The 16,555-nt window shown below is 71.0% G+C and carries 19 protein-coding genes; 7 read left to right on the top strand and 12 right to left on the bottom strand.

Annotation, left to right across the window (positions count from 1 at the left end; genetic code table 11):
• Nucleotides 1-34: 34 nt before the first annotated feature.
• Entirely contained in the window at nt 35-904 is an 870-nt protein-coding gene (locus tag ABZ215_RS23805; protein ID WP_354951665.1) for an alpha/beta hydrolase, read from the bottom strand.
• Nucleotides 905-930: 26 nt separating this feature from the next.
• Nucleotides 931-2,373: a molybdopterin-dependent oxidoreductase gene (locus ABZ215_RS23800; RefSeq protein WP_354951663.1), complete on the bottom strand. Its 1,443-nt coding sequence runs from the start codon at nt 2,371-2,373 to the stop codon at nt 931-933.
• Between the two features lie 53 nt (nt 2,374-2,426).
• Between ABZ215_RS23800 and ABZ215_RS23795 the strand changes: the two genes are divergently transcribed.
• On the top strand, nt 2,427-3,041 hold the full coding sequence (locus tag ABZ215_RS23795) for a helix-turn-helix domain-containing protein (protein ID WP_354951661.1): 615 nt from the start codon (nt 2,427-2,429) through the stop codon (nt 3,039-3,041).
• A 1-nt stretch (nt 3,042) separates the two neighbouring features.
• Here ABZ215_RS23795 and ABZ215_RS23790 read toward each other — a convergent pair whose 3' ends face one another.
• Entirely contained in the window at nt 3,043-3,894 is an 852-nt protein-coding gene (locus ABZ215_RS23790) for a F510_1955 family glycosylhydrolase (protein ID WP_354951659.1), read from the bottom strand.
• Between the two features lie 207 nt (nt 3,895-4,101).
• Here ABZ215_RS23790 and ABZ215_RS23785 point away from each other — a divergent pair, with 207 nt between their 5' ends.
• The 3 genes from ABZ215_RS23785 to ABZ215_RS23775 all read left to right on the top strand — a co-directional run bounded on the left by ABZ215_RS23785 (nt 4,102) and on the right by ABZ215_RS23775 (nt 6,217).
• Nucleotides 4,102-4,296, top strand: coding sequence for a response regulator (locus tag ABZ215_RS23785; RefSeq protein WP_354951657.1), 195 nt, complete (start codon nt 4,102-4,104; stop codon nt 4,294-4,296).
• Nucleotides 4,297-4,830: 534 nt separating this feature from the next.
• Nucleotides 4,831-5,676 (top strand): HAMP domain-containing sensor histidine kinase, encoded by an 846-nt coding sequence (locus tag ABZ215_RS23780; protein ID WP_354951655.1) that lies wholly within the window; start codon nt 4,831-4,833, stop codon nt 5,674-5,676.
• A 142-nt stretch (nt 5,677-5,818) separates the two neighbouring features.
• Nucleotides 5,819-6,217 carry a hypothetical protein gene (locus ABZ215_RS23775; RefSeq protein ID WP_354951653.1) on the top strand — a complete coding sequence of 133 codons (399 nt, stop codon included), beginning with the start codon at nt 5,819-5,821 and terminating at the stop codon, nt 6,215-6,217.
• On the opposite strand, the gene ABZ215_RS23770 is transcribed toward ABZ215_RS23775, so the two are convergent.
• The 7 genes from ABZ215_RS23770 to ABZ215_RS23740 all read right to left on the bottom strand — a co-directional run bounded on the left by ABZ215_RS23770 (nt 6,210) and on the right by ABZ215_RS23740 (nt 11,929).
• The gene (locus ABZ215_RS23770) at nt 6,210-8,540 is read right to left on the bottom strand and encodes a heavy metal translocating P-type ATPase (RefSeq protein WP_354951651.1); all 2,331 of its coding nucleotides are present in this window, start codon (nt 8,538-8,540) and stop codon (nt 6,210-6,212) included. The two genes, ABZ215_RS23775 and ABZ215_RS23770, sit on opposite strands and share 8 nt — an antisense overlap.
• A gap of 28 nt (nt 8,541-8,568) precedes the next feature.
• Nucleotides 8,569-9,531, bottom strand: a complete 963-nt coding sequence (locus ABZ215_RS23765; protein WP_354951649.1) for a hypothetical protein — start codon at nt 9,529-9,531, stop codon at nt 8,569-8,571.
• A gap of 24 nt (nt 9,532-9,555) precedes the next feature.
• Entirely contained in the window at nt 9,556-9,762 is a 207-nt protein-coding gene (locus ABZ215_RS23760) for a heavy metal-associated domain-containing protein (RefSeq protein WP_020422876.1), read from the bottom strand.
• 20 nt (nt 9,763-9,782) lie between these two features.
• Nucleotides 9,783-10,064 (bottom strand): metal-sensitive transcriptional regulator, encoded by a 282-nt coding sequence (locus tag ABZ215_RS23755; protein ID WP_020422877.1) that lies wholly within the window; start codon nt 10,062-10,064, stop codon nt 9,783-9,785.
• 122 nt (nt 10,065-10,186) lie between these two features.
• On the bottom strand, nt 10,187-10,756 hold the full coding sequence (locus tag ABZ215_RS23750) for a putative glycolipid-binding domain-containing protein (protein ID WP_354951646.1): 570 nt from the start codon (nt 10,754-10,756) through the stop codon (nt 10,187-10,189).
• 161 nt (nt 10,757-10,917) lie between these two features.
• Nucleotides 10,918-11,250 carry a helix-turn-helix transcriptional regulator gene (locus ABZ215_RS23745; RefSeq protein WP_354951644.1) on the bottom strand — a complete coding sequence of 111 codons (333 nt, stop codon included), beginning with the start codon at nt 11,248-11,250 and terminating at the stop codon, nt 10,918-10,920.
• Nucleotides 11,237-11,929, bottom strand: coding sequence for a TetR/AcrR family transcriptional regulator (locus ABZ215_RS23740; RefSeq protein WP_354951642.1), 693 nt, complete (start codon nt 11,927-11,929; stop codon nt 11,237-11,239). The genes ABZ215_RS23745 and ABZ215_RS23740 overlap by 14 nt, the downstream gene beginning before the upstream one ends.
• Nucleotides 11,930-12,033: 104 nt before the next feature.
• Between ABZ215_RS23740 and ABZ215_RS23735 the strand changes: the two genes are divergently transcribed.
• Nucleotides 12,034-12,978, top strand: a complete 945-nt coding sequence (locus ABZ215_RS23735; protein WP_354951640.1) for an SDR family oxidoreductase — start codon at nt 12,034-12,036, stop codon at nt 12,976-12,978.
• Between the two features lie 20 nt (nt 12,979-12,998).
• Here the strand turns inward: ABZ215_RS23735 and ABZ215_RS23730 are convergent, their stop codons facing one another.
• Both ABZ215_RS23730 and ABZ215_RS23725 read right to left on the bottom strand, forming a co-directional pair.
• Nucleotides 12,999-13,253 (bottom strand): hypothetical protein, encoded by a 255-nt coding sequence (locus tag ABZ215_RS23730; protein WP_354951638.1) that lies wholly within the window; start codon nt 13,251-13,253, stop codon nt 12,999-13,001.
• A 227-nt stretch (nt 13,254-13,480) separates the two neighbouring features.
• A complete protein-coding gene (locus tag ABZ215_RS23725) occupies nt 13,481-14,035 on the bottom strand; it encodes a TetR/AcrR family transcriptional regulator C-terminal domain-containing protein (protein ID WP_354951636.1) in 555 nt (184 codons plus the stop codon).
• A 112-nt stretch (nt 14,036-14,147) separates the two neighbouring features.
• Here ABZ215_RS23725 and bioB point away from each other — a divergent pair, with 112 nt between their 5' ends.
• Together bioB and ABZ215_RS23715 are read left to right on the top strand one after the other, a co-directional pair.
• A complete protein-coding gene (gene bioB, locus ABZ215_RS23720; protein ID WP_354951634.1) occupies nt 14,148-15,209 on the top strand; it encodes a biotin synthase BioB in 1,062 nt (353 codons plus the stop codon).
• Nucleotides 15,209-16,468 (top strand): adenosylmethionine--8-amino-7-oxononanoate transaminase, encoded by a 1,260-nt coding sequence (locus tag ABZ215_RS23715; RefSeq protein ID WP_354951632.1) that lies wholly within the window; start codon nt 15,209-15,211, stop codon nt 16,466-16,468. Before bioB ends, ABZ215_RS23715 begins: the two co-directional genes overlap by 1 nt.
• Nucleotides 16,469-16,555: the final 87 nt, after the last annotated feature.

Genomic DNA, 16,555 nt, shown 5'->3' with positions numbered 1-16,555 from the left:
GGGCGGGTCCGGCCCGCCGAGGAGCTTTATACCATTACGGGGTAACCCTAACGGACAGGAAGTCGTCGATCAGGTGCGCCAACGCCACCGGCTGGTCCTCGCTGACGAACGGCCCGGTGTTGTCCAGCACTTCCAGCCGCGCCTGTGGCAGCAAGCCGGCCAGCCGGTGGGCGTGATCCAGGGGGAAGAACCGGCGCCGTTCACGTGCCCAGACGATGAGGGTGGGCCGGTCGAAGCCGGCCAGGCCGAGCGCGGCAGCCTGCGTGAATTGCGCATCGATGCCGCGAACGAGCTTGGCGAAGTCCCGGCGGACGCCCGCGAAGCGGCGAAGCGGCTCGGTGTAGGAGCGCATGATCTCGGGCGGGATCGGGTGCTCGGTCAGCCTGCCGAACGCGATCGGCAGCCGCTGGACGACCCGGGAGCGCAGGGTCTGAGCGAGCACGAAGAGCCCGGCCGGGGTGCGGCCGAGCAGCTGCAGGTGCCTGATCGGCGGGGGCAGGAAGTTGTCGAACGCGTCGCAGGGCGTCAGGACGAGCCGGCCGAGCCGCTCCGGACGCCGCGTGGCGACGGTCTGGGCGATCGCGCCACCGGTGTCGTTCGCCACGAGCACCACCTCATCGAGATCGAGCGCGGCGAGGAAGTCGTCGACCAACTCGGCCAAGCCGAACAGGGTGAAGTCCGTACCAGCCCGCATCGGCAACCGGTGGGAGCCCAGCGGCCAGTCCGGCGTGATGCAGCGGTAGCGCTGGGACAGTTCGGGCACGACGTTGCGCCATACGTCACCGTTGGCGACGATGCCGTGCAGGAACACAATCGGCGTGCCGGATCCCCGTTCGCGGTACTCGATGGGGCCGGCAGGCAGGTCGACTCGGTGCGGGATCCCGAGCTGGGTGGAAATCGCCATGTCTTCTCCCGAACGAGTTGGCGTGATTACGGCTGTACGTTGACGGTGACGGTGTGCCAGCCACTCGCGCCGGCGGGGAACGACGGACGCTGGCGGCCGTCCTGGGTTTCACCGGATCGGCTGACAGCACGTGCTTGCACCGCGTGGGTGCCCGGGGGCAGCTCGAGCGTCGTGTGCCAGCGACGCCACGACGTCGGGGCGAGTTCGCGCGCGAGTTCGGTCTTCTGCCACGGTCCGTCGCCGACCCGGACCTCGACGCCGGCCACGCCCTGCGGCGGTGCCCAGGCGACACCGGCGACGGTTACCTCGCGGCCGGAGACCGCGTTCGTCGCGGGTACGTCGATTCGGGCCTGCGGCTGTATCCACGCCGGTTCGTGCGGCCACCCCCGTGGCGACCAGTAATCGGCGTGGGGGGCGGTCGTCAGAGACAGTTCGGTCAGCCACTTCACGCCGGTGTACTGACCGTAGATGCCGGGGACGAAGACGCGAGCGGGGAATCCGTGCTGCGCGGGCAGTGGCCGGCCGTTGAGTCCGATCACGACGTATCCCTGCCACTCGCCGGATCGCAACGGCTCGACGGGAAGTGAGATGGTGAAGCCGTCAACCGCCCGGGTGACCAGCGTGGTCGCCCGGGCCGAGGGGTCGGCTCGCTCGAGCACGGTGCGCAGCGGAACGCCGAGCCAGCGTCCGTTCCCCACCCGCTTGCCGCCCACCGGGTTGTGGATGCACACCATGACCGCGTCGAACTCCTCGGCCTGTTCGGCCAACTCGGCCAAGGACCACTCGCGGGGAGTGCTCACGAGCCCGGTGACCGGCAGCCGCCAGCGTGCGGGGTCGATCAGGGGCGTGCTGAGGTTCACGTCAGTGACGTAGAAATCACCGATCGGGGTGATCAGCGGGGCCAGGCCGGAAACTTTCACGGCACCGTCGTCGGTGGTCGGGGGTGCCTGGTCGAGCCGTCCGGAGTGGATCGTCCTCGCATGTTGCCGACGGCGGCGCGCAAGCAGTCCACGGGCTGCCGTGAGGGCCCCGGCACCGAGCAACGCCCATGCGGTGGCGCCGCGCGGGTTGGCGAGAGCGATGTTGGTCCCGATGGCCGCCACGGCCGCCGAGGTCACCGTGACCGGGACCGACCGCGGCGGACGCCGCAATGCCAGTCCTGCGGTGGCTGCCGCCAATGCGCTGACCGCCGCCGACCGCGCAGGTGCGGGCAATCCGGCCAAGGCCGTCGTCGCCCCGACCGCCGATGCGGCGACGGACAGGCGGATGGCGGGTTTGTCCCGGCTGCCCAGGAGTTCCACGGTCAGGTCCACCACCTGACGAGGGCTCCAGTCGACCACCGACCGGCCGACGCTGTCGATCAAGGATTGTCCGCGCGAGGCGGCCACCAGTTCGCCTGCCCCGAGACCCAGTAATCCCGCGGCGATGGCGCGTCCGAAGTACTTCGCGCGTCGAACGTTGCCGCCCATCCGTCCTCCCGGCTATGAGCTTACGTGTACTGATTCTGATACAGTACTGTATCGTGGACGCCTGGGAAACCCGAATTACCGAGGCGGCCCTCGAACTGCTGGCGGAGGACGGGATGGCGGGCCTCACCGTCGCGTCGATCGCCCGTCGGCTCGGGGCGTCGCGGATGACCTTGCACCGCAAGGGGATCACGCGCGAGCGCATGATCGAGCTGCTCAGTCACCGTGCTGCCGAGGAGTACCAGCGAGCCGTGTGGCCGACCTTGGTTTCATCCGGTACGGGGTTCGAGCGCTTGGATCGGGCGCTCCGTTCGACCTGTCGGGTCGCCGACCCGTGGCGGCACCTTCTGGTCGGCCTGTTCGCTGAGGATGGCGGCATTTTCCATGAGCCGGACCAGGCCACGGCCGAGGAACGGGACCGGGCGGTCGCCACCCGGGCTGTGTTCGTCGAGCCGCTTGCCCGGTTGCTTCAGGACGGCGCGCTGGACGGCAGCCTCCTCGAGGTGGACGACGTGGAGGAAACGGCCACGGTGCTGTTCAACCAGGTGGGCTGGACCTACCTCGCCCTGCGTGTCGGCCAACGCTGGAGCCAGCAGCGGGCCGAAAGCTCCGTGGTCTCGCTGGCACTGGCCGCCTTGAGCGTCTCGCCTGACCGCAGAAGCGGACGGTAGGTCAGCTCAGGGGCTGGCGAACGGTGAAGCTCCGCCCGCCGTCGGGCGAGTAGTGGATGGCCGATTCGGTTGCGATGTAGAGCTCGGAAGGGTTGACGGCCGTGAACGCGCCGGGCGGGCCGGGAGCTTGCCCTTGGCGTGTCCAGGTGTCGCCGCCGTCCGTGCTGAGGTAGATGGTGTTGTTGGGGTCGGACCCGAGCAGGGTGCCGGCCGCGGGCCACTCCACGAAGACCAGGTCCGGGGCGTCGGGCAGAGGCGTGAAGGTCGCGCCGCCGTCCGTGCTCCGGGCCAGGCCGTCGGCGGTGTTCGCGATCAGGACTTCGGGTCGCGCCGGGTCGACCGCGAAATCCCGCAGGGCGAGCCGGGCCCGGGGTTCCCAGCTCCGCTTGTCCGCACTGGTCAGAATCTGACGGCTTTGACTGTCGTACCCGAACACGACGTCGTGCTTGGCCTCCAAGGCGTGAAAGTCGGCCGCGCCGCCGAGGGAGAGGTTTCGCCAGGTCTGACCGGCGTCCGTGGTCTCGATCAGACCGAGGTGTGGCGCGGCGTTGGTCGGTGTTCCGGGATGGCCGCTGGCGAGGAAGTGGCCAGGTCCGACGACGGTGAAGCCCATGACGTCCTGGACGGGGCCGACGCGTTCCGGTGCACCGCCTGGCGGCAGCTTGAACAAACCATAGTGGCTGGCCGCGTACAGCATCCCGTCCGCGGGATCGACGCCGAGGCCATGCACGTGAGCCAGCGTGGCCTCGCTCGGTGAGGTACCACCTCCGACGGCGGTCGGCGGAGCGCCGCAGGCCGCCGTCGCCAAGACTGCGACCGCGAGCAGGAGCTTCTGGTACAGGCGTGAGCGCATGCCGACCTTTCCTAAGGCAAGTTACTAGAGATCTTAGTAGTTGCTGCTCGGGGCTCTCGTCCGGGCCGCGGGGGAAGCAGCTTGGCGGCGGGTCTGCACAACCATGGTGATCAGCGTCGGCCGGTGATGTCCGGGTCCCATCGTCGCCATGTCATCGTTTCGCAACAGAGTCGCCGCGGTTGGTGAACTCCCGCCATAATCGGCCGGGTGCCGACTGTGCTGTTGCTCGAGGACGCCCCGGCTGTCCGGGAAGGACTGTGCCTGGGCCTGGGCAGGCACGGTCACGACGTCGAACCCGCCGCGGACGGCGAACGCGGCCTGGCCCTGCTCGGTGCCCGCCGGCCGGACCTCGTGCTGCTCGACGTGATGCTGCCGAGCATCGACGGGTTCGGTCCGGTGTGACCGGACGAGTTCCCTTGCGGCTGCGGGGAATCCGCACGCGGCTCGTGCTGATCATCAGTCTCGTCGTCGTCGCGATCGTCGGCGCCACCGGGGTCAACTACCTCGCCGCCCGCCGCACGGTGCTCGCCGCCAAGCAGGACCAGGAGATGGCGCGCCTGCGCGACGCGATCGACACCCTCGCCCCCGACCTGTCGATGCCGCCGGACCGCGACACGCTGAACGAGATCATCCGCACGGTCGCGGGCGGTGGCGTCGCCGTCTACGGCACGCTCGTCTCCGACCTCGGACGGCCCGCGAGCGAGATCCCGCCCGAGCTGGCCGCCCGGGTCCGCGCCGAGCAACGGGTGGTGTTCCAGCGCATCGACTACTTCGGCACCCCGACCCTCGTCGTCGGCATGCCCGTGCTGACCTACGACACGACCTACCGGCGCGTGCCGACCGGTCTCGAGGTGTACCAGTGGGTATTCGCTCGCGGCCGAGCAGCAGCAGATCAGCGAGTTCGCCTTCAACGGCTGGCGCACGGCCGCCGTCGCCGTGCCGCTGGCGGTGATCCTCGCGTGGCTGGCCGCGGGCGCGGTGCTGCGGCCGGTGCGCCGTCTGCGCGACGGCGCCCGCAGCCTGGCGCGCGGGGAACTGTCCACCCGGCTGCCCGAACGCGGCGCCGACGAGCTCGCCGACCTGGCGCGCACCTTCAACGAAACCGCCGCCAGTCTCGAACGAACGGTGGGGGAGCTGCGCCGCATGGATGCCGACGCGCGCCGCTTCGTCGCCGACGTGTCGCACGAGCTGCGCACACCGCTCGCCGCGATGACCGCGGTGACCGAGGTGCTCGACGAGGAAGGCGCGCACCTGCCCGGCGACACCGGCACGGCCAGCCGTCTGGTCAGCGCCGAGACCCGCAAACTGGCGCGGCTCGTCGACGACCTCATCGAGATCTCCCGCTTCGACAACGGGCGGGCCCGCATGGACCGGCGGGAAGCCGACCTGGGCGAGCTGATCGCGGCGACCCTGCGCAGCAGGCACTGGGACGACGCGGAAACCGACCTGCCGCACGGGATCGTCGCCGAGGTCGACGCACGGCGCTTCGACGTGATCGTCGCCAACCTCGTCGGCAACGCGCTGCGGCACGGCGCGCCACCGGTCCGGGTGCGGCTGTCCACCGACGGCGGGGAGGTCGTCATCGCGGTCACCGACCGCGGCCCCGGCCTGCCGGACGACGTGCTGCCGCACGTGTTCGCCCGTTTCTACAAGGCCGACACCGCGCGGTCGCGCTCCGAGGGCAGCGGCCTCGGGCTGTCCATCGCGGAGAAGAACGCCGGCCTGCACGACGGAACCATCGAAGCGGGCAACCAGCCGGGCGGCGGTGCCCGGTTCGTGTAGCGGCTGCCGCGGGCAGAGGTGCGGACGTGAGGCGGGTGTGCTCGATGATCGACATCGCCTGGGCCGCGTGCGTGGGCCAGGTCACCTTCGACGTACCCTCCCGAACCGCGAGGTTCTGCTCGACGCGGTCATCGACCGGGCCATGACCGAAACCGACGAGGCTCTCACGTCTCTGCTGGATAAGGCGCCAACGGCCGAAGCGCTCGCGCGGCTGGTGCGGACGTCCTGGGCGGTACTCGAGCGCCATCGCAAGCTCCACTCGGTTGCCATGACCGTGCCGGGCCCCGAGAGTCTGCGCTGGCGGCACGACATGGCCTTTCAGCACGTCGACCGCCTGATCGTCCGGGGGCAGGACGAGGCGGCCTTTCGCCGCGACCTGCCACGCTGCCGCCGCCGAGGTTCCCGAGGTACTCACCGCCACGCTGCTGTCGCGCCTGACCGTCAAGTAGGTCCAGGGATGGAAAAGCGGCCGACGTCCACGACACCTATGCTGTGGACGCCGACCGCCGGCTGTTCAGTTGTGGTTCGCGCGATCAGTTGACCGTGACCGGTTCCTTGACCGCCGCCTCCCTGGCGCTGGCGGAGGCCGGCGCGTCGGTGATGGCGCTGCGGAAGCCGCGCAGCCGCAGGCTGTTGCTCACCACGAACACCGAGCTGAACGCCATCGCGGCGCCGGCGATCATCGGGTTGAGCAGGCCCGCCGCGGCCAGGGGGAGTGCCGCGACGTTGTAGGCGAAGGCCCAGAACAGGTTTCCCTTGATCGTGCGCAGTGTGCGCCGGGACAACCGGATCGCGTCGGCTGCCACCCGCAGGTCGCCGCGGACCAGGGTCAGGTCGCTCGCCTCGATCGCGACGTCGGTGCCGGTGCCCATGGCGAGGCCGAGGTCGGTCTGGGCGAGTGCGGCGGCGTCGTTGACTCCGTCGCCGACCATCGCCACCACCTTGCCCTCGCTCTGCAGGCGCTGGACCACGTCCACCTTGTCCTTGGGCAGGACCTCGGCGATCACCTCGTCGATGCCGACCTCGGCGGCGACCGCCTTCGCCACCGCCTCGTTGTCCCCGGTGAGCAGGACCGGTGTGAGCCCGAGTTCGCGCAGCTGGCGGATCGCTTCGGCGGAGGTGGGTTTGACGGTGTCGGCGACCACCAGCACCGCCCGCGCCCTGCCGTCCCAGCCGACGGCGACTGCCGTCTTGCCCTCCTGCTCGGCCGCGGCCTTGGCCTCGGCGAGAGCGGGGGACAGGTGCTGGCTCCAGTCCTCCAGCAGCGCGGTGCGGCCGACGAGGACGGCGTTGCCGTCGACGATCCCCTGCACGCCGAGGCCTTCGATGTTGGTGAAGTCCTCGACCGCCGGCAGGTCGCCGACCTTGTCCTGGGCGCCCTTCGCGATGGCCTGGGCGATCGGGTGCTCGGAGGAATTCTCCAGCGCTCCAGCCAGGCGCAGCACCTCCGCGGTGTCGACGCCGTCGGCGGTGTGCACCTCGGTCAGGGCCATCTTGCCGGTGGTGACGGTGCCGGTCTTGTCGAGCACGATCGTGTCGACGCGGCGGGTGGACTCCAACACCTCCGGGCCCTTGATCAGGATGCCCAGCTGGGCGCCCCGGCCGGTGCCGACCAGCAGCGCCGTGGGGGTGGCCAGGCCCAAGGCGCACGGGCAGGCGATGATCAGCACCGCCACCGCCGCGGTGAACGCCGCGGACACCGTGCCGCCCGCGCCCAGCCAGAACGCCAGGGTCCCGGCGGCGAGGGCGATGACGATCGGCACGAACACCGCCGAGATCCGGTCCGCCAGCCGCTGGACGGCGGCCTTGCCGGTCTGCGCTTCCTCGACCAGCTTGGCCATCTGCGCCAGCTGGGTGTCCGCGCCCACCCGGGTGGCCCGCACGACGAGCCGTCCGCCGGAGTTCACGGTCGCGCCGGTGACCGCGTCGCCCGGGCCGACCTCGACCGGGACGGATTCGCCGGTGAGCATGCTCGCGTCGACCGCGGAACTGCCCTCGTCGATCACGCCGTCGGTCGCGATCTTCTCGCCGGGCCGGACCACGAAGCGGTCACCCACCGCCAGCTGCTCGACCGGGATCCGCTCCTCCCGGCCGCCGCGCAGCACGGCCACGTCCTTGGCACCGAGTTCGAGCAGCGCCCGCAGCGCCGCGCCGGCCCGCCGCTTGGAGCGGGCCTCGAAGTAGCGGCCGGCCAGGATGAACGTGGTCACCCCGGCCGCGACCTCGAAGTAGATGTTGCCGTCCCCGCTGATCCGCTGAATGGTCAGCTCGAACGGGTGCGTCATGCCCGGCACCCCGGCGCTGCCGAACAGCAGCGCGTAGAGCGACCAGGCGAACGCGGCCAGCGTCCCCATCGAGATCAGCGTGTCCATCGTCGCCGCGCCGTGGCGCAGGTTCGCCCACGCCGCCTTGTGGAACGGCCAGGCGGCCCACCCGATCACCGGTGCGGCCAGCGTCAGCGAGATCCACTGCCAGTAGGTGAACTGCAGCGCCGGGACCATCGCCAGCACGATCACCGGCGCCGACAGCACCAGCGAGCCGATCAGCCGCTGCCGCAGCGAGCGGGTCGGGTCCTCCTCGGCGGCGTCCTGCTCGGCCTGCGGTTCCGCCGTCTTCGGCTGGGGCACCGCCGCCGAATAGCCCGCCGCCTCGACCTGGGCGACCAGCGTGGCCGGATCCAGATCCGCCGGGAAGCTGACCTTCGCCTTCTCGGTGGCGTAGTTGACGGTCGCGGTGACCCCGTTGAGCTTGTTCAGCTTGCGCTCGATCCGCATCGCGCACGAGGCGCAGGTCATGCCGCCGATCGCCAGCTCGATGTCGCGCTGCTCCTCGGTCCTCACCGAGTCGGACAAATTGGAAGTCATCGTCGTGTTCCCTTCCTCGATCACGAGCTCAGCCGTGGCCGCCGTGGCCGTCATCCGCCGGCGCCGGTGGTGACATCGGTGGTTGTGCCTGTGCGAGGGGAGCGCCTTGGCTGGGGACGGTGAACTCGGCGGTGTGAACCTTGCCCTCGTGCTGGAAGTCGAGGAAGAGCCGGTAGATGCCGGCGGACGGGACTTCCGCGTAGAAGGTGACGCTGGGCCCGGGCTTCGTGGTCCCGTCGCCCGGCGAGCCGTCTGGGTGAACGTGGAGGTAGGCCAGGTCGCCTTCGCGCAGCGCCACCAGGTGCCCGTAAGCGGCGAGGTAGGGCTGCAGGTCGGTGACCTCACGGCCGTCCTTGGTGACCGTGAGCGTCACCTTCGACGTCTGCCCGGGCATCAGCTGACCGTCGAAGCGGACCTGGTACCCATCCACCTCGGCCACCCGCGAGGGCTCGTGGCTGACCGGCCGGAAGTCGCCGGCCGCGACGAGGTCGACACCCAGCGTCGTCGCCTCGCCACCCGTGGCCTTGAAGTCGGCGAAGGCGCGGTAGCTGCCCGCGTCGGCGACGTTCAGCGGCACGGTCCAGGTGCCGTCGGCCGTCATCTCCGGGTGGACGTGCTGGAACCCGGCGGTGTCGCGACGCACCACGATCAGGTGCATGCGCTTGTCGTGCTCGACGTCGAACGCGGTGACCGCGCTCCCGTCGGGCCCGGTGATCCGGAAGGAGAACTCGTTGGTGGTCCCGGTGGTCAGCGTCGTGCGGGTGGGCGTGAGGGTGTAACCGCCCCTGGACGACGCCAGCCCCGCGGGCTGGTCGGGTTGCGTGGCCTCCGCGACAGTGCCGCTGTGGCTGTCCCCGTGCGCGGCGTCCTCGGCGCCGAGCGTGCCAGCTTCGCTGGTGACGGGACCGACAGCGGTGCCGATCGCCCAGCCGCCCCCGGCGACCAGGGCGAGCGCCGCACCGTAGGCGGAGAGCTTCCCTGCAGTGTTCATGACATTCCTGTCCTCGGGCTGCCGCTACGCGGTCAGCTGGTAACCGGCTTCTTCGACGGCGGCGCGGACCGCGTCGGTGGTGAGCTCGTGCTCGCTGGTGACGGTGACCCGTCCGGTGGGCAGGTCGACGGCCACGTCGGTGACGCCGTCGATCTCCCGGACCTCCTCGGTCACCGAGCGCACGCAGTGCTCGCAGGTCATGCCGGTCACGGTGTAGGTCTGCTCGCTCATGGCTCTCCTTCTTCCGGTCGTCAGGAACGGACCAGCCGGGCGATGGCTTCGCTGGCCTCGCGCACCTTCGCGTCGGCCGTGTCGCCGCCGACGGCGATCGCTTCGGCCACGCAGTGCTTGAGGTGCTCGTCCATCAGGCCCAGCGACACCGACTGGAGGGCTTTCGTGGCCGCGGCGATCTGGGTGAGCACGTCGATGCAGTACTCGTCGTTCTCGACCATCCGCTGCAGGCCCCGGATCTGCCCTTCGATCCGGCGCAGCCGGGTGAGGTAGCCGTCCTTGTCGCTGGTGTAGCCCCGCATCGTTCCTTCTCCTCACGTCGGCCCGGGTGGCGCCGACACCGAGATTTATACCCTAGGGGGGTACCGTAGTCAAACGACGGGGTGTGGCACGTTTCCACAGTGGAATGACTGGCCGTCGGCCGTCACTGGATCCGGGTGGCGATGCCCGGGTAGTCGAGGATGAGGCCGTGCCGGTCGTAGGTCAGGCGGCAGGTGAAGTCGAATCGCGGCGCGGCGTAGTCGTAGTGCTCGTCGTCCGACCGGGAGTAGGTCTGGTCCAGGCGGTCCACCGCGAGCCCGACCGCGCGGACGTACGCGGCCGGCGCCGGGACCGCACTCCCGGCCGGGAACCGCAGCCGGTGCACGGGGAAGGTGTTGGTCATCGCCGAGGCCTCCAGGTCGAGGTCCAGGCAGCCCTGCAACTGGGGCGCAGGGGCGCCGTCCACCTGCCAGTGACCGTCACCGTCGGCCTCGATCAGCCTGACCTGGGTGGCAGCGCCGCTGCGGCCGGTGATCCGCGCGGACCTGGTCCGCCACGACTCGTCGAGGTGGATCACGTAGTCGACGATCCAGGACTCGCCGTCCTCGGTGGCGGTGGTGACGCCCTCCACCCGGACCCCGCCACGCTCCTCGGCGAAGAACGCGACTTCGAACCCGGCGCGGGCCCCCTCGTGCCGCCAGGACGCGACCGGGGGCAGAGAAGCGAACGACATCGGCAACCTCCGTGCGGTCGATGCTGGGACAACTGCCCGTCACGCCAGGCGGTTCGCGATCGCGCCGCCGCTCGGCCCGAGGTGGACTCAGGGGCCTGTCGGGTGTGCGGTGGATCTCGCCGCCGGCCTCCCGGCCGGCGTGAACATGGTGCGCGGGGTCGTCATCGGCTCGAGCCGGCACTACCTCTGGGCGTCACCCCGCCGCGCGAGAGTCCCGTTCTGCACGGGCGGCGGGCATGGGAAGTCCCGGCACAGGTAAGCGACTGTGACTTGCAGCCCCAGGTGAGTTTGGCCATGACCTGCAGGGTGGGGTTGCCGGTTCCGCGCTCGATCTCACCGATGTAGCCGAAGTCGACGCCCGTGATGTCGCGCAGGCCGACCATGCTGATCTTCTGCCGGTTCCGCTCAGCGCGGAGGTTTCTGCCGAAGGCCCTGCGTACGGCGTTCCAGGTGTCGTCGGTGTCCCGCCCCGCGGTGCGGTCATCGCTGCTCACTGGATCCCTCCAGGGTTTCGTGGCGGCCGAGCAGGCCGCCGGCGATCAGGTCCGCCAGTTCCCGCGCGGTGCGGGCCTGGCTTTCCCGCGTCACGGGCTGCGCCCGGCCCAGCCGGTGCGCCAGGGGGAGTTGCACCAGGGCGGCTACGGGGCTGATCACGGCGAAGAACAGCACGTCGATGGGCACCCGAGGCATCCGGCCGGCAGCCATGAGGCGTTCGACGGCCGGGATCAGCGGCGCGAGCGTCGGCTCGACGTAGCGCTCGTACAGGTAGTCCAGGCGCTCGGACTCGCGGCTGAACTCGTCGGCCAGCAGGCGACCGAGCAGCGGCGCCTCGACGGCGGCCTGGTAGAAGTGCACGATCACGGCGCGCACCAGGTCCGCGTCGTCGGCCTCGGCGTCGAGCAGCTGTTCGCGTTCACGCTGGTCGCCTTCGAGCGCCGCGTCCACCACGGCGCGCCAGAAGCCGGCCTTCGACCCGTAGCGGTCGTTGATGAAGTTGTGGCTGACGCCCAGCCGTCGGGCGAGTTCGCGGGCCGAGGTCCGGTCGTAGCCGAGCTCGGCGAAGGCCTCCATCCCGCGGCGCAGGATCTCGGCCTCCGCGGGCACCGGGCGCGCGCCCGCTCCGGGACGCCCCGGCCCGCGCACCGTGCTCGTTCCCGTTCCACTTGCCGCCATCGCCCCATTCTCCCGACCGCCTCCACCCCGTTCGAGGGGCCCGGCTTGACACCTGTCAGATTACGCCTAATCTGACAGGTGTCAGAAAGCGCGAGAGGAAGCCGATGCCGAACTCCACACCCGACATTCCGGTGCCCGACCTCGCCGGCAAGCTCGCCGTGGTCACCGGGGCCAGTGACGGCGTCGGCCTGGGACTGGCGGCCAGGCTGGCCGCCGCGGGGGCGGAGGTCGTCATGCCGGTCCGCAACCCGCGCAAAGGTGAGGCCGCGATCGCGAAGATCCGCCGTCCGCAACCCGGCGCCCAGCTCTCCCTGCGCGACCTGGACCTGTCCGCATTGGACTCGGTCGCCGGGCTGGCGGACGAGCTGATCGCCGAGGGGCGGCCGATCCACATCCTGGTCAACAACGCCGGCGTGATGACGCCACCCCACCGGCAGACCACAAAGGACGGTTTCGAGCTGCAGTTCGGCACCAACCACCTCGGGCACTTCGCCCTGGTGGCCCGGCTGCTGCCGCTCCTGCGCGCGGGGCGGGCCCGGGTCGTCTCGCAGATCAGCATCGCCGCCGACCAGCACGGCATCAACTGGGACGACCTCCAGTGGGAGCGGAAGTACCACGGCAACCGGGCCTACAGCCAGTCCAAGATCGCGTTCGGCCTGTTCGGCCTCGAACTCGACCGGCGCAGCCGGGACGGCGGCTGGGGCATCACGAGCGCCCTGTCCCACCCCGGCGTGACGCCGACGAACCTGCTCGCCGCGCGCCCGGAGGTCGGCCGCGCCCGCGACACCACGCTGGTGCGGTTCATCCGCGCCCTGTCCGCGCGTGGAATCCTGGTCGGCACAGTGGATTCCGCGCTGCTGCCCGCGCTGTACGCCGCCACGTCGCCCGCCGCGGAGGGCGGACGGCTCTACGGGCCGAGCGGCTTCCGCCACCTGTCCGGCCCGCCTGCCGAGCAGAAGCTGTACTTCCGCCTGCGCAGCGACGCCGACGCCCGCCGGATCTGGCAGATCTCGGAGGAGCTGACCGGCCTCGCCGTGCCGGCCGCGTGAGCCGGGCACTGGCGTCCCGGTCAGGCGGCGTCGAAGTCCACCGAACGGCCGAGCGCCGCCCACTTCGCGTCCTCGGCGACCAGCTTCGCCATCCTCTCGCGGATGATCTCCACGCCGTCCGAGCCCAGCACGAGGTGCAGGGGCGGCTCGTCCATCTCGGCGACGTGCAGCAGCACGCGCGCTCCCTTGGCCGGGTCGATCGGCTCCATGTCGCGGTGGCCGCGCAGGTGCTCGAACACCGGCTCGTACCGCTCGTGGTGGGGCCGCATCGCCATCGACGGGTCAGACCAGCCGGTCCGCCAGGTCCTTCACACGCCGATGTCGCGGGCGGTCGCCACCACCCGGTGGCCCGCGATGATCCCGGTCGCGGCGCGGAAACCGGCCGCTCGCGAGGGAGTGCGGGCGGTTCATCTCGGCGGCGAGGTGGGGGTTGCACAAGCCGCCGTTGCTGCGGTCCTTCGAGGCGGCCGCTGCCGTCCTGGCGAGCTGCTCCGGAGGGTGGTCAGCGGCGCACGCGCGAGCGGATGCCGTCCAGCAGCAGTTCGATTCCCTGCTCGAAGTCGCCGGGACCGCCGGGTTCCCGGTCGATCGCCCCGGCGCTGGAGGCCTGCAGCGCCGCCTGTTCGTCCGCCGTGTGGCCGAAGACCAGGTGCAGCAGCGCCCGGGTGCCGACGTCGACGAGGTCGTCCGGCAGGCCGCCGTCGCGCAGGGCCTCCCGCAGCTGCGCAGCCGGTTCGCCCGCGCCGAGGCCGAAGGTGTGCGCGGTGGCGACCACCTCGGCGCCGTCCCGGTAGGCCAGCATCGCGTCGCGCAGTTCGGCGCAGATCTCCACCGCCCGCTGGTCCCACTCGGCGGCCCGGCGTTCACGCTTGCCGCGTTCGAGGATCTCGTCGGCGACCGCGGCCAGCAGCGTCTGCTTGTTCGGCACGTGGTGGTAGAGCGCGCTCGGTTGCAGCCCGAGTTCGGCGGCCAGCCGGCGCATGGTGAGCGACTCCAGGCCGTACTCGTCGAGGACCTCGATCGCACGCTCGACGACATCGCGCCGCTGGTAGCGCACGCCGGACTCCTCCCGTTGACCTGTTCGCGGCGCCCAGTGTACCGTCAGCGCCGCTCACCCGAACACCGTTCAGGTTGTAATCGAATAGTCACTCTGAGTCAGGAGAAAGTGGATGGGCTCCAGGTTCGAGCAGCTCGCCGACGCGGTCCTCGCCGGGGTACCCGCCGGGCCCGGCGACGCCCTCGCCGTGCTGGGCGCCGACGACGCCGAAGTGCTGTCCGTCGTCACCGCGGCGGGCAGGCTGCGCCGCGCGCACTTCGGCAACACCGTCAAGGTCAACTACCTGGTGAACCTGAAGTCCGGTCTGTGCCCGGAGAACTGCAACTACTGCTCCCAGGCGCTCGGCTCCGCGGCGCCCATCCTCAAGTACTCCTGGCTGTCCACGGAGGAGGCCCTCAAGCAGGCCGGCGCCGGGATCTCCGGTGGCGCCGGGCGGGTGTGCCTGGTCTCCTCCGGGCGCGGACCGTCCAACCGGGACATCGACCGCGTCGCCGAGATGGTCGGGGCGCTGAAGGCCGAGCACCCGGACGTCGAGGTCTGCGCCTGCCTCGGCCTGCTCTCCGACGGGCAGGCCGAGCGCCTCGCCGACGCCGGGGTGGACGCCTACAACCACAACATCAACACGGCCGAGAGCCACCACCACAACATCGTCCAGACCCACACCTACGCCGATCGGGTGGACACCGTGGAGAAGGCGAAGCGCGGCGGGCTGTCGCCCTGCTCGGGACTCATCGCCGGGCTGGGGGAGACCGACGAGCAGCTGGTCGAAGCGCTGTTCGCGCTCAAGGAGCTGGACGCCGACTCGATCCCGGTCAACTTCCTGATGCCCTTCGACGGCACCCCGCTGGCGGACACGTGGGAGCTGTCCCCGTTGCGGTGCCTGAAGATCCTGGCCATGGCGCGGTTCGTCTGCCCGGACAAGGAGATCCGCATCGCGGGCGGCCGCGAGATGCACCTGCGTTCGATGCAGCCGCTCGCGCTGCACGTCGCCAACTCGATCTTCCTCGGCGACTACCTCACCTCCGAGGGGCAGGCCGCCGAGGCGGACCTGGAAATGATCCGCGACAACGGTTTCGTCGTGCTCGGCTCCGAAGAGGACATCGCGGCACGGGGACCCGTCGACCCGGCGATCCGGCGGCGCGGCGCGGGCACCGCCGTCGTCCCCAACGCGTGATGACACCCGCCGAACTGCTCGCGTTCGACCGCGGGCACCTGTGGCACCCGTACACCTCGATGACCGATCCGGCCCCGGTGCGGCTGGTCACCGGCGCGTCCGGCAGCCGGATCACCGTCGACGGCGCCGGGGAGGTGGTCGACGGCATGGCGTCGTGGTGGTCGGCGATCCACGGCTACCGGCACCCGGTGCTCGACGAGGCGGCGCGGCGCCAGCTGGCGACGATGTCGCACGTGATGTTCGGCGGTCTCACCCACGAGCCCGCCGTCGAACTCGCGGCGCGGCTGGTCGACCTCACCCCGGCCGGGCTGGAGCACGTGTTCCTCGCCGACTCCGGCTCGGTGAGCGTCGAGGTGGCGATGAAGATGGCGCTGCAGTACCAGCGCGGAACCGGCCACCCGGAGCGGACGCGGTTCCTCACCGTTCGCGGCGGCTACCACGGCGACACCTTCGACTGCATGAGCGTGTGCGACCCGGACGGCGGCATGCACGCGATGTGGTCGGGAGTGCTGCCGGAGCAGGTGTTCGGCGACCGCCCGCCCCGGTCCGAAGTGGACGTCTCCGGGTGGGCGGCGGGCTTCCGCGCGCTCGCGGCCGAGCACGCCGGACGGCTGGCCGGGCTGATCGTGGAGCCCCTGCTGCAGGGCGCCGGCGGCATGCACCCCTATCCGGCGAGCTGTCTGCCGGTCTTCCGGGAGGTGGCCGACGAGCACGGGCTGGTGCTGATCTTCGACGAGATCGCCACCGGTTTCGGCCGCACCGGCACGCTCTTCGCCGCCGACGCCGCGGGCGTGGCGCCGGACGTGATGTGCGTCGGCAAGGCCCTCACCGGCGGTTACCTGTCGCTGGCCGCCACCCTGTGCACGACCGAGGTCGCCAGGGGACTGTCGGCCGGCGACTCCGGTGTGCTCATGCACGGGCCCACGTTCATGGGCAACCCGCTGGCCTGCGCGGTCGCCAGCGCCAGCCTGGACCTGCTGACCAGTGTGGACTGGCGCGCCGACGTGCGCCGGATCAACGCGGGATTGCAGGCGCTGCACAGGATCGAGGCGGCCGACGTGCGGGTGCTCGGCGCGGTCGGCGTGGTCCAGCTGGACCACCCGGTCGACGTGGCCAAGGCGACCGAGGCGGCGCTGGCGGAGGGCGTGTGGCTGCGGCCGTTCCGCGACCTGATCTACACCATGCCGCCGTACGTGTGCACCGACGACGACATCGCCACGATCTGCCGTGGCATCGCGGCCGCGGCGGCGGTCGCATGAGCTGGGCGGAGTGGCTCGCCACGCAGCGCGCCGCGCGAGAGGCCGCCGGCCTGCTGAACAGCTGGATCCACGAGTTCTGCGCGTTGC

Origin of the sequence: Amycolatopsis sp. NPDC006131, assembly GCF_040614175.1 — a bacterium.
Lineage (GTDB): Bacteria > Actinomycetota > Actinomycetes > Mycobacteriales > Pseudonocardiaceae > Amycolatopsis_E > Amycolatopsis_E tucumanensis.
This window is presented reverse-complemented; position numbering and strand designations above follow the sequence as displayed.